We start from the raw sequence: 12,772 nt of genomic DNA, 5'->3' as shown, positions 1-12,772 counted from the left end.
AAATACTTCACCAAAAGTAATATGGTACACTGTTTGTGTTTAGAGCTGCTATTCTTGTTAATAATAGTGGGTAGAATTTCTATATCATATTGGAGGATCATTCTGTGTCATTAATTAATGTTACAAACCTTACGTTTGCCTATGATGGAAGTTACGATAATATATTTGAAAATGTAAGCTTTCAACTAGATACGGATTGGAAATTAGGATTTACGGGAAGAAACGGCAGAGGCAAGACCACATTTCTCAATTTGCTGCTTGGTAAGTATGAATATAGTGGAAATATTTCTGCTCATGTCAGCTTTGAATATTTCCCTTTCCATATCGAAAATAAGGAAATAAATACCATTGATGTAATCGACGATATTTTCCCGGACTTTCCTCATTGGGAATTATTGCGTGAGCTTTCATTGCTAAAGGTTGCTGAGGATGTGTTATACCGACCCTTTGAGTCCCTGTCTAATGGAGAGCAGACGAAAGTGCTGTTGGCAGCGTTATTTCTTAAGGAAAACAGTTTTCTGTTAATTGATGAGCCGACCAATCATCTTGACATGAATGCAAGACAACTGGTCAGTGATTATCTCAATAGCAAAAGCGGTTTTATTCTGGTGTCTCACGATCGCTCATTTTTGGATAACTGTGTGGATCATATACTTTCCATCAATAAGACCAACGTAGATATCCAAAAAGGCAATTTCTCCGAATGGTGGGAAAATAAAAAGCGACAGGATAACTTTGAGCTTGCAGAGAACGAAAAGCTAAGAAAAGACATCAAACGCTTATCCGATGCTGCCGAGCGAACGAGCCACTGGTCCCACGAAGTGGAAAAAACTAAAAACGGTACAAGAAATTCCGGTTCGAAGGTGGACAAAGGGTATGTTGGGCACAAGGCTGCCAAAATGATGAAACGCTCAAAATCGATTGAGCAAAGACAGCAATCTGCTATTGATGATAGATCTAAGCTTCTTAAAAACATTGAAAATGCGGAAAGCTTAAAGATCTCACAGCTGGCTTATCATAAAAACCAACTTGCTGAGCTTGAAAATGTGTCGATTTATTACGATGAAAAGATGGTTTGCAGCGATATCAGCTTTACTATTGAGCAAGGTGAGCGAATTGCGCTTACAGGGAAAAACGGCTCCGGAAAATCCAGTATTATCAAACTGATTTGCGGTGAGAACTTGAACTATACGGGCACCTTCAGAAAAGGAAGTCAGCTGAAAATCTCCTATGTTTCACAGGATACCTCGCATTTACAGGGCAATTTAACGGACTACGCCAGAGATAACGGGATTGATGAAAGTCTTTTTAAATCTATTTTAAGAAAGCTTGATTTTGCCAGAGTGCAATTTGAAAAGGATATAGCTTCTTTTAGTGGCGGTCAAAAGAAAAAAGTGCTGATTGCCAAAAGTCTTTGTGAGAAAGTTCATTTGCATATTTGGGATGAGCCGCTCAATTTTATTGATATTATTTCTCGCATGCAAATTGAAGAGCTGCTGCTGAGCTACTCATCGACGATTCTTTTTGTGGAGCATGACAGTGAATTTTGCAAAAATATTGCTACCAAGATCGTTGAGCTCTAATATTATTCAATAGCAAAAAGCGGGTGCAGCTCACTGTTGAGCTATGCCCGGACCGCACCAGATCGAAGTGAAGGTAGTTATAATTTACAATTAAGGAGAGGATCATTCTTGAAATTGACTTTCCTCGGAGCAGGAGATATGTTTAGCTTTAAGCAAGGTCATAACAGTGTGCTTCTGGAATTTGATAATACGAACCTGATCATCGATTTTCCTGAATCGAATTGTCAGCAGCTATTCAAGCTTGGTAAAGATTTGACAGACATTGAGCATGTGTTTATTACTCATTTGCATGAGGATCATATTAATGGCCTGCAGCTATTAGGAAATTACTTTAGAGTATATGCGAAGCGCAAACCTGTTTTAATATTTGCAGAGGAGCTGTACGAGGAATTATGGCAGACTCTGCGAACGGGTATGGAGCCTTCAATGACGGGGCCAAAGACCCTGGAGGATTATTTTGATGTAAGAACGGCAGGGAAAGCCTTCACAATCGGTCATACTACATTTGAGCTCGTACAAACTCATCATGTCCCTGGAATGTCGACCCATGGAATTGTAGCGGACCCGTATTTTTATTTTACTGGTGATACCTCGTTAGACAGTGGTTTTCTCACCTCGCTGCCGGATCGGATCCAAACTATTTTTCATGAATGCCATTTGCAAAATGATACGCTGAAGTCCCATACTTCGTTATCGGAACTGCTTACATTGCCGGAGAACGTACGGAAGAAGCTGGTACTGATGCATTATCACGATCAATATGCAGATGACCAAGCTAGATTCGAGTTGGAGCAGAAAACGGGCTTGCGCATAGCAGGCCCGCAAAGTGTATTCACCTTCTAAAGCCGCTGAAATGCGGTTTTTGTTCATTGTGCAATTAATGAGCTCTACATCATTTCTACTTAAATTACTCAGGCTTCTGTCGTGGTTTTCTAATATAAAGAAAATATATTAGTATTACGACGATAATAATGAAAATAACGGATGGAAGATACGCGCGATACGCAAAAATATAATTTCTAACGATGTGCCATTTATCACTGAACCCTCGTCCAATGAAAATAAAAAATGCACACCATATGAGTGCACCCAGATAGGAGAAAAGTGCAAATTTCCGAAAATTCATGTTCGAAGTGCCTGCTGTTATAGCTATAATATGACGAAGACCAGGCACGAAATATCCAAATATTAACAATATACTTCCGTACTTATTGATCTTTTGCTGGGTACGTTCAATGCGATCAGCAGTAATATGTACTCTGCGTCCATATTTGATTAGCAAGGGAAGGCCAAGTTTTTGTCCAATTATATAGCTCAATGTAATTCCTGTTATAGATCCTAAGAAGGCGCTGCCTAATGCAAATAATAAAATTAGTGTTCCTTGTGATACTTTGTTTCCAATGAAGGTCAGCAATAATTCATCGGGAATAGGTATTCCAACAACCCCAAGCGCTAGCGCTACAAATATGCCGATATAGCCATATTGAGAAAGCAGTAAATCTAAATGTCTCTCCATAAGACTCCTCCTCAGAGACAATAATATACTATTATTACCCAATCCATTATTTTGTAACAATATAACAGTATCCTATTCTTTCTATATAGTAAACCCTTAAAGGAGGTCGGATTCCAACCGCTTATAAAGCTTGTGAATTTGCTGTATTGACAGATTTCATCCTCGGTGATAGTATCTAGCAAAAAGGGAGTAAGCGCAACGAATTCCAAATTATTCACATTATTGGTAGTAACTTCCTCGGGCTCTCGCTCTTTTCAAATACAATATATAGAACAGTAACAAGCAAAACTCTTCTCATTGAAGAGTTTTTTAAATATAAAAAAAAGAATGTGACGATGTGTTCCAACTCAATTTTAGGATCAGGAAGCAAGTCTTTTTGGAAAAACATTTTTCTGGAGATTCTATCGATTATCGTCAAATTATTTCTCTTTTTATACCGATGCTGATTGATCAGGCATTTTTAGTCTGTCTTAATTTATTGAACATAGCCATGATAAGTTCGTCCGGTGTAGCAGCTGTCAGCGCGGTTAGTATGATTGATACGCTGAATATACTTCTGATCAGTGTTTTTGTCGCCGTGTCAACAGGGGGAACGGTTGTGGTAGCCCAATATAAAGGAAGCGGTAGCGATCTGATGGTTTCCAAAGCTGCTGCCAGCTCCATATCGTTGGTTTCCTTATTGGCATTCAGTATCAGTTTGTTCATAGTCTTATTCCATAGTCCTACTTTAAATTTTTTGTTTGGGACAGCTTCAGCGGAGGTTTTTGCCCATGCCCAAACTTATCTGATCGGAAGCAGCATCTCCTATATGGGCTTTGCCATCGTGGAGTCGATTTGCGGATCGATGAGAGGGATAGGGAAGTCGCGGGTTTCGTTGACGCTTTCCTTGATCATGAACCTTTCATACGTTCTATTAAACATTGTATTTGTCAACTTTCTGGATATGGGTGTGCTTGGCATGACCATTGCGGTGAACGTAGCCAGATATTCGGCGGCGATCTTCGCGCTGATCTATTTGGCCAAAATGGATGCGACCCTTCATGTACGAATCAGGGATATGTTTGTGTTGAATTTGTCGATGCTCAAAAGGATTTTGTTTATCGGTATTCCATTTGCAGTGGAGCAGGTTTTTTTTAATGGAGGAAAAATGTTAACCCAGGTGTTCATTGTCAGTCTTGGCACTTACGCTATGGCGACCAATGCGATCTGCGCATCACTGGCTGCTCTGTTTCTTGTTCCTTCCATCGCCTTGTCACAGACTATTGTAACAGTGGTTGGTCAATGTATGGGGCGGCAAAATGTTAAGGATGCCAGAAAATTCGCGAGATCGTTTCTCTGGTTATCGTCATTTTCCTTATTGCTGATGGGATTGATCGTGATCCCCTTGTTCCAGCCGATTGTCAGTTTGTTTCATCCTCCTGATGAAATTGTGAATGATATTTTCATCATCATCCTGATCACGGCGATCGTCCAAATACCGCTTTGGCCGATCAGTTTTCTACTTCCATCAGCGCTTAGAGCAGCTGGCGACTCGAAATTTACATCTATTACATCCATGCTATCCATGTGGTTGTTCCGGGTTACCCTAGGGTATGTGTTGGGAGTTGTCCTCCAATTTGGAATTATAGGTGTATGGTTGGCTATGAATAGTGAATGGGGAGTGCGAGGTGCAGCCTTTTTGTGGCGGTTTCGCGGGCAAAAATGGTATAAACATCGTTTGATCGAACCCAATGATAACAGCTAAATTAACCGGGACGAATCCTGCATATTGAACAAAGAAACAGCCAAAACCACAGCAAACATGGTTTTGGCTGTTTGTTATCCCACCCAAAAAAGCTTCATTTACATTGAATACATGCACCTTACTCAATTGGTTTTATTAATGAATTCGCGGATGACTGTAGTTACTACGAGATGATCCTCTTCTTGCGGTAAGCCGGAAACAGCAATTGCGCCAATCACACCGACATTTTTAACAATAATGGGGAAAGCGCCTCCACTTGCGGCATATTCGGTAGGATCAACCAGATACCTCTCCTGAATGGTTTTCTTAGCAGCTCTGAGCTGCGCCCATATATAATGGGAGCTATGACCAAAACGGCAAGCGACATTACTTTTCCTTCTCACCCATTGGTCGTTGTCTGCTGAGGTTTTGGGAAAGGCGTAATGGAATAGCTGCTGTCCGTTCCTCGTAATGTCAATGGTAACATGCTTATTTTCCTGCTTTATTATTTCTATAATTCTGCACCCGATTTGCAGTGCCATTTCATTGGTAAACTGTGAAAATTGAAGCTCATCTTCCTCAGCCAGTAGACTTTTTTATAATTCAATATAATCTTCCATGTGCGGAATCTCTCCTTCAGAATGGTCTGTAACACAACCAATTATATACAATTAAACAATCCTATGTAAGGGTATTCAACGATTTTATCTGGGCTTCTGCTGCGCTATGATTGAGTGAGGTCGGTATTGACATGAACATGCATATCGCGGCGCTGCAGCTTCCTGGCATTAAGGTTGAATGAAAATAAAGTAAAAGAGGGACCGATCCCGGCTCTCCGAGCCTATACTCGGACGAGCTTCATTCATCCCTTGGAGCAGAAGATGTATGAGATCAGGATACAGAAAGCAGATAAGGAGTTTTATTATACAAATGAAACGGTACAGTCTTATAAAGGAATGGCAGGGGGGACGCCTATGATGACAATAACGGGACCGCAGTATTAATAACAGGTGGTCCATTCAACAGCAGCTGAAACCTTGGACCCTCACGGGTCTTTTTTACAATGGGGGTACGTACATGGAACAGCAATTGCTCACTGTGCTAATCGTAGATGATGAGATTCCACTCAGGCAACAAATGAAGTGCTATGATAGGGAATCGTTGGGAGCGATCCCGGGCCGATGATAGGCATCTTCTTCATTCTTGATAATGATAACCATTATCAATTATAATTGCTTGAGGGTACTGTCAGTTATCATGCGCCAAATGCTAACCTCGGAGTTGAAGGGACAAAATGCATTTAGATGAAGAGCTTATACTATGGAACCAGGCATCCATTAAGCTCATTGATATTCGTCATATATCTCAATGAAGCCGGAGGAGTGGCTAAGCTCCTATCGGCTGCCCGTTCGTCAGGAAATTGTATCCATAATGGAACAGAGGGACCCTTTTCAAATTCAATATAGCTTTGTGCCAGAGCATCCTGCTTCCTTGCTGCACAAGGTACAGCTCGTGCATCAGGAATGGATGGAGCAAGGGACCATGAAGCGATTTCATGCGAAAGCACTGTTCTATCAATTTGTGTATGAGCTGCTGTGACAAATTCACAGCCAGGACACTCCCACGATGCAAGCCGCTCAGGGTATATACAGTCGCTTGCATCGGGCTCAGTTTGGAGCATGAATCCATCTCAATACGAAAACAAATCTGGAGGCAAATGATGAACGCACAATTAGAACTTTATGACGTCACGATTATTGGCGGAGGGCCTGCTGGTCTATATACGACTTTTTATAGTGGTATGCGTGAATTGAAGACGAAGCTGATTGAAGCACAGGATCAATTGGGCGGAAGGCTGCTCACCTATCCCGAGAAAATCATCTGGGATGTAGGGGGCCTCACACCGATTCGCTGCGAGAAATTGATCGCCCAATTGATTGAGCAAGCCGAAACCTTTGAGCCAACAATTGTACTCGGTCAGCAAATTACAAGCTTTGAACGACAGCCGGACGGTACCATTATCCTGACTGCTGCAAATGGAGAACGGCATCATACAAGAACGGTTATTTTGACAATCGGTTACGGCATTCGCAAGATGGCGAAGCTGGAGATCGAAGGAGCAGACCGATACGAAGTGACCAACCTGTATTATACGGTCCAAGAGCTGGAGGTCTTCCGTGGGAAACGAGTTCTGATTTCCGGGGGTGGCGATTCGGCAGTGGACTGGGCTAATGAGTTGGAATCGATTGCGAAGAGTGTAACCGTCGTGCACCGACGTGACAGCTTTGGAGGTCATGAGCGAAACGTGTCCAGGATGAAGCAATCCTCTGTAGACGTGCGTACGCCATATGCCATGCATGCACTCCACAGCAGTAGCGGAGACAGTATTGATCAGGTGACGATTGCACATGTAGAAACAGGGGAGTGCGAACGGCTGGAGGTGGATGCTGTTATCGTGAATCATGGGATGAGAAGTGATTTTGGACCGATTCGTGACTGGGATCTCAACATGGGAGAATGGAATGCAACCGTAGGTGAGAAAATGGCGACCAACATCCCGGGCATCTTCGGTGCAGGCGACTTCGTGACCTATAACAGCAAGGTCAGACTGATCGCAGGAACGTTTACAGACGGCGTGCTGGCGCTCAATAGTGCCAAGCTGTACATGGATCCAGAAGCTCCTAAGGTGGCATATGTATCCTCCCACAATGAGCGGTTTAAAGAGAAGAATCGTGCACTTGGCTTGGCGGCCGAGGAAGCATAATGATACCAAAGGTATTGAGGCTTGTTCGGGGTGAGCCGGACAAACTTCTCTTTTTGACTAATAGAAAGTCATAGAGATTGATTATGAATTTGAAGAAAAAAGTAAAATTTTTTGATTTTATATATGATCAAATTAAAAAGTGTTGTATGATAATGAGAATCAATATCATGGTTTAAGCACATGTTCTTTTATGGATAGAGTCTCATTTCAAGAAAGGGTATCTATTTAATTTAATACTTGCAAAGGTGGAACAGATGAGTAAATCAATGGAACATCATATTTCGAAGCAAAAACAATTTTCACCCTCTGCCGACAGGTTCCGAAGCCGACCATGGACGGCAACCTTCATATTGACAGGTGGGTTGGTCGCATTAGTGTTGGGCATAGGCTTATCCGTCTCCTTCGGTGCGGCCGATATCCATTTATTCGTTGTGTGGGAGGCAATTTTCAACTTTAATCCCGATCTCACTCAACATCAGATTATTCAGGAGCTGCGTCTTCCGCGAGTGCTCGGCGGCGCGATGGTCGGGGCTTGCTTTGCTGTAGCGGGGGCCATCATGCAGGGGATGACTCGTAACCCGCTGGCGGACTCGAGCCTGCTTGGGCTGAATGCCGGGGCAGGATTAATGCTGGCGCTTTGCTTTGCTTTTTACCCGGGCTTGCCATTTATGTACCTGATTATGTATTCGTTTATAGGTGCAGGTATGGGCGCAGGGCTAGTGTACGGCATCGGCTCGCTGGCTAAAGGTGGGCTGACACCTGTACGATTGGTCTTGGCCGGTGCCGCGCTTAGCGCGCTGCTTAGTGCGATCAGTGAAGGGATTGCGCTTTACTACAAAATCGGTCAAGACCTGGCATTTTGGTATGCAGGCGGTGTAGCAGGGACGAAGTGGATCCAACTAAAAATTATGTCTCCTTGGGTCGCTGCTGCCATCCTTGGGGCGATTGCCTTGTCTCGTTCGATCACGATGCTGAGTCTGGGAGAAGATATCGCTCGCGGACTTGGGCAACGAACGCAATGGGTCAGGCTGGCCGGTGCTGTCATTGTACTTATTCTTGCCGGAGCAGCGGTAGCGGTTGTTGGAGCTGTCGGTTTTGTTGGGCTCATTATTCCCCATCTAACACGAAAGCTGGTTGGTGTCGATTATCGCTGGATTATTCTCTGCTCGGCGGTGCTGGGAAGCCTGCTTGTCGTGTTCGCTGATCTGGGGGCAAGAATGATCAATCCACCCTATGAAACACCGATCGGGGCATTCATCGCGCTCATCGGGGTGCCTTTCTTCCTGTATCTGGCACGTAAGGAAAGGAGGGAACTATAGATGGATATCGTATCGGTTTCAACTGTCGAACAAAGGAAGAGAAAGCACGGCATTCTGGTATTGTCCATACTCAGTGTGCTTATTATCATTGCCTTTTTGGTTAGCATGAATATGGGATTTATCCGGCTTTCCCCGATAGATGTGATTCGTACATTGTTCGGTTTGGGGACGAATAAGCAAAATCTGATTTTGTTCGATTTCCGCCTGCCACGGATCGTGATTTCCGTGCTGATTGGCGCTGGATTGGCCGTATCAGGGTGTGTGATGCAGGGAATATCGCGTAACGCCTTGGCGGACCCTGGAATTCTTGGTATCAACGCCGGAGCTGGATTAATGGTGATGCTGTTTATCTCGTTCTATCCGACGACAGCCGCTGCGCCGGTCTTTCTGCTGCCGGTACTTGCCTTGGTGGGAGCAGGTCTGACAGCTGCCCTCATCTATTCACTTGCGTACAAGCGCCATAAGGGCTTGTCGCCAACGCGTCTGTTGCTGACGGGAATTGCCGTTGCGGCGGGTATTAGCGCGGCGATGATCGTGCTGATGCTGCGGCTGAGCCCTGATAAATACCAATTTGTGGCGACTTGGATGGCGGGCAGCATATGGGGAACGAACTGGAAGTTCGTGCTATCGCTGCTGCCATGGATTGTTGTTCTGCTGCCTTTTGTTTTCTATAAAGCTTCGGTCATGAACGTGCTCAATTTGGGTGAACAAACGGCAGTCGGACTGGGGGCATCGGTATCAAGAGAGCAGGTGAAGCTATTGTCCGCTGCAGTTGGACTGGCCGCCTCATGTGTTGCTGTAAGCGGAGGCATCGGATTCGTAGGACTTATTGGACCGCATCTGGCGCGGCGACTGGTTGGACCCAAGCATCAATTGCTGCTTCCGACATCGGCCCTGGTGGGATCGTTGTTGGTTATAACTGCTGATACGCTAGGCCGCCAGATTCTGCAGCCTTCTGAAATCCCGACAGGCATTGTTGTGGCGATTATTGGCGCTCCTTATTTTCTTTATTTGCTGGCTCGTTCGAAGACGTAATTCAAGATTATTAGTAATCATTATCTTAATAAGATTACGTTAGGAGAATACCATGAAATTGTCATCCGGATTTGCTAAATCGTTTGTTGTCTGCGTGCTGCTCTGCATGCTGTTGGCCGCTTGCGGCGCAAATTCAAGTATGGAGACATCAGATTCTGTACAATCTGCAGCTGGAAGCGGACAGGCATCGTCGTCGACAGCACCAGAAACGCGTGTGTTCCGAGATTATCAAGGACATGAAGTAACAATTCCAACGCATCCAAAACGGATCATCGTCAACCAATTTATGGGGCATTTGCTGGCGCTTGGGGTAAAGCCGCTTGGTGCGACTTCGAATCAGCTGAGTCAATTTGAGAAATCGTCTTTCCTGAAACCGCACGGCTTGACGGCGGGTATTGAAGACCTGGGTACCACGATTTCGCTGGAGAAGGCGCTCAGTATGGAGCCGGATCTGATTATCTTGCAGGAAAATGCTAATGAGGAGACTCAGAATTATGCGGCTTTTTCCAAAATCGCCCCTACTGTAATATTGAAATACGGCTCCAAAACGATGTTGGACCAGTTGAAAGAAGTAGCCGATGTCGTCGGTCAGCCGCAGAAGGCGGAGCAGTGGATTACACAGTATGAGAAGAAAGTAGCGCAGTATCGCGAACAATTAGCTGGAGTCATAGGTTCAAATGTTACATTTACGGTAATGGAAGCGTGGCCGAAGTCAGAAATTATGATTTTCGGAAACCTCTTTGGCCGGGGCACCTTTAGTTTGTATAATTCGTTGCAGCTGAAAGCTCCGCCCAAGGTTCAGGAGACGATCATGGACAAAGAGCCGTCATATGTAAAAGTCTCTCTTGAAGCGCTGCCGGAATATATGGGCGATTATGTTTTCCTATCCGTCTACGATTGGCAGAACGGTGATAATTCCAAACTGGAGAACGAACTCAAAAATGCACCGGTTTGGCGCAGCCTGCCCGTCGTCAAGGAGAATCGTGTCATCCCTGTCAGTGTCGATGATTTCCTTCCTGGTGACCCGCTCTCTATTGAAAAACAGTTGGAGAAGCAGGTGCAGCTGCTCTTGGAGCATTACCGGAAATAGGGATGGAAAACAAACTTATCATGAACGTTGTGACTGTGATGCTACATCGTTTTTTTGAGCGAAAGTGGTGATTGTGATGCATGATCAGGAGTCAAAGGTGCCTGCGGTGGATTCTTTGTTATACAAGCTTGAAGAGATTCGTCTGCTGAATACGGAAACATATGGCCGATTGGGCAAAAGCATTATCACCTTACACACACTGCTGCTGGTAAGCGGAGGCGGAGGCGTGTGCAGAATTGATGGAGACAGCATAAGCATGAGTCGTGGCACTTGCCTTGTACTGTCACCGGGGGTCCTGTTGGAGGCCAGTAAGGAAGAGGTCAGTGAAATTCAAATCTATCTGATTGCTTTCCATGTATATGATGTCTCTGAGCCAACCCGCCATCAATACGGGGAGCTTCCTTGCCGCAGGGTCGTGAGTGTTCCTTCCTGCTCCAGACTGGAGGAAATTGCACGCAATATGATACAGCATCGGCAGCGGGAGAATACATGGGACAGGCTCAAAGCGAACATATGGTTCCAGGAGCTGCTTCTCGATATTGTTCAGCAAGGTTTTCTTGGCAGCCAGCCGGATGCCCAAGAGGCGATATCTCGCACGATGGCATACATGGAACGCAACTACCGGGAGGGGATAACCCGGGAAACGCTGGCGCAAATTGCCGGGATGAGTGCCGAGTATTATTCACGGTTGTTCAAAAAGCAGAATGGGCAAAGCCCTATGGATTATTTGACGGAGATTCGTATGAGACATGCCAAGCGTATGCTTGTACTTTCCAACACCTCCATCAGAGAGGTTGCACATAGCGTCGGTTTTAACGATGAATTCTATTTTAGCCGCAAATTCAAGCAAAACGAAGGGTCTGCCCCCACGGTATATGTAAAAAACTACAGTCGCACGAAAAACGTGGCCTCGCTGTTCATTCCCTATTCCGGGCATCTTCTGGCGCTGGGTGTTGAGCCCTATATTTCACCCCGAATCAAGTCCAATCCGATTACCGCCCATTTACCTGAAGCTACCCATGTGGATGATGTTAATCCCGACCTAGAGATTTTGGCGGATGCGCAGCCAAGCTTAATCCTGACCAGCGAATACGTGGATCCGCTTAAAGCGGAACGGTTAAACAGTATTGCTCCTACGATTACGATTCCATTTTTCCAGATGGACTGGAGGGGACACTTCAAAGCGGTTTCCAGAGTGATTGGTAAGGAAAAGCAGGCAAATGAATGGCTGAGCAATTACGAGACAAAAGCCGAGCGTGCCCGCAGCCAGCTCAAAAAACATATGGGGTCCTCTAACAAAGTACTCATACTCGTCATTCGCGGCGGTAAATACTACGTGTATGGAAGCCGTAATGCCGGGGCGGTTATTTATGGAGACTTGCATTTGGCTTCTCCGGAGGGAGTTTGCGGTATTTATCACTTTATGGAAATGACGGAAGAGGCTATAACGAACACGTATGAGCCTGATTATTTGATCATACAAAACAGGGATTGCGCGGATGTACGAAAGGCGGCCGAGCCGCTAAAAACCGGGCCTTGGAACAAGATGAAGGCTGTTCAAAAACAGCAGGTGTACTGGATTCAGGATGATCCCTCCTCATGGAATTGCTACACCTCGTTATCGCATGCATGCATTCTTGATGAGGTTGTGGAATGGTTCGTGTCACAATAATCTATGTGATCCGTCATATTTGTTCATGGCTCTTCCCTGAGTAATCGTTATAATTGTGAATGATAATCGA

12 protein-coding genes are annotated in these 12,772 nt (G+C 44.9%); 10 read left to right on the top strand and 2 right to left on the bottom strand.

Features of this window, described 5'->3' with window-relative positions:
* Positions 1–104: 104 nt before the first annotated feature.
* Together LRL21_RS36005 and LRL21_RS36000 are read left to right on the top strand one after the other, a co-directional pair.
* Positions 105–1,583, top strand: coding sequence for an Lsa family ABC-F type ribosomal protection protein (locus LRL21_RS36005; protein WP_240420634.1), 1,479 nt, complete (start codon positions 105–107; stop codon positions 1,581–1,583).
* A gap of 108 nt (positions 1,584–1,691) precedes the next feature.
* Positions 1,692–2,426 (top strand): MBL fold metallo-hydrolase, encoded by a 735-nt coding sequence (locus LRL21_RS36000; RefSeq protein ID WP_240420633.1) that lies wholly within the window; start codon positions 1,692–1,694, stop codon positions 2,424–2,426.
* Positions 2,427–2,490: 64 nt separating this feature from the next.
* Here LRL21_RS36000 and LRL21_RS35995 read toward each other — a convergent pair whose 3' ends face one another.
* Positions 2,491–3,099: a DedA family protein gene (locus LRL21_RS35995; protein ID WP_240420632.1), complete on the bottom strand. Its 609-nt coding sequence runs from the start codon at positions 3,097–3,099 to the stop codon at positions 2,491–2,493.
* Between the two features lie 337 nt (positions 3,100–3,436).
* On the opposite strand from LRL21_RS35995, the gene LRL21_RS35990 reads away from it, so the two are divergent.
* On the top strand, positions 3,437–4,843 hold the full coding sequence (locus tag LRL21_RS35990) for an MATE family efflux transporter (RefSeq protein ID WP_240420631.1): 1,407 nt from the start codon (positions 3,437–3,439) through the stop codon (positions 4,841–4,843).
* Positions 4,844–4,965: 122 nt separating this feature from the next.
* Here LRL21_RS35990 and LRL21_RS35985 read toward each other — a convergent pair whose 3' ends face one another.
* Positions 4,966–5,409 carry a heme-degrading domain-containing protein gene (locus LRL21_RS35985; protein ID WP_275901080.1) on the bottom strand — a complete coding sequence of 148 codons (444 nt, stop codon included), beginning with the start codon at positions 5,407–5,409 and terminating at the stop codon, positions 4,966–4,968.
* A 207-nt stretch (positions 5,410–5,616) separates the two neighbouring features.
* Here LRL21_RS35985 and LRL21_RS35980 point away from each other — a divergent pair, with 207 nt between their 5' ends.
* The 7 genes from LRL21_RS35980 to LRL21_RS35950 all read left to right on the top strand — a co-directional run bounded on the left by LRL21_RS35980 (position 5,617) and on the right by LRL21_RS35950 (position 12,702).
* A complete protein-coding gene (locus LRL21_RS35980; RefSeq protein WP_240420629.1) occupies positions 5,617–5,826 on the top strand; it encodes a hypothetical protein in 210 nt (69 codons plus the stop codon).
* Between the two features lie 364 nt (positions 5,827–6,190).
* On the top strand, positions 6,191–6,421 hold the full coding sequence (locus LRL21_RS35975) for a hypothetical protein (RefSeq protein ID WP_240420628.1): 231 nt from the start codon (positions 6,191–6,193) through the stop codon (positions 6,419–6,421).
* A 121-nt stretch (positions 6,422–6,542) separates the two neighbouring features.
* Positions 6,543–7,586 (top strand): NAD(P)/FAD-dependent oxidoreductase, encoded by a 1,044-nt coding sequence (locus LRL21_RS35970; RefSeq protein WP_240420675.1) that lies wholly within the window; start codon positions 6,543–6,545, stop codon positions 7,584–7,586.
* 266 nt (positions 7,587–7,852) lie between these two features.
* Positions 7,853–8,905 carry a FecCD family ABC transporter permease gene (locus LRL21_RS35965; RefSeq protein WP_338044727.1) on the top strand — a complete coding sequence of 351 codons (1,053 nt, stop codon included), beginning with the start codon at positions 7,853–7,855 and terminating at the stop codon, positions 8,903–8,905.
* Positions 8,906–9,940 (top strand): FecCD family ABC transporter permease, encoded by a 1,035-nt coding sequence (locus LRL21_RS35960; protein ID WP_240420626.1) that lies wholly within the window; start codon positions 8,906–8,908, stop codon positions 9,938–9,940. It abuts the gene before it with no gap.
* 52 nt (positions 9,941–9,992) lie between these two features.
* The gene (locus LRL21_RS35955) at positions 9,993–11,030 is read left to right on the top strand and encodes an ABC transporter substrate-binding protein (RefSeq protein ID WP_240420625.1); all 1,038 of its coding nucleotides are present in this window, start codon (positions 9,993–9,995) and stop codon (positions 11,028–11,030) included.
* 76 nt (positions 11,031–11,106) lie between these two features.
* Positions 11,107–12,702: an AraC family transcriptional regulator gene (locus LRL21_RS35950; RefSeq protein ID WP_240420624.1), complete on the top strand. Its 1,596-nt coding sequence runs from the start codon at positions 11,107–11,109 to the stop codon at positions 12,700–12,702.
* Positions 12,703–12,772 lie beyond the last annotated feature (70 nt).

Source organism: Paenibacillus periandrae, from assembly GCF_022458865.1.
Classification (GTDB): Bacteria; Bacillota; Bacilli; order Paenibacillales; family NBRC-103111; genus Paenibacillus_S; species Paenibacillus_S periandrae.
Note: the sequence above shows the minus strand (reverse complement) of the source record. Positions and strands in the feature narration are given on the sequence as shown.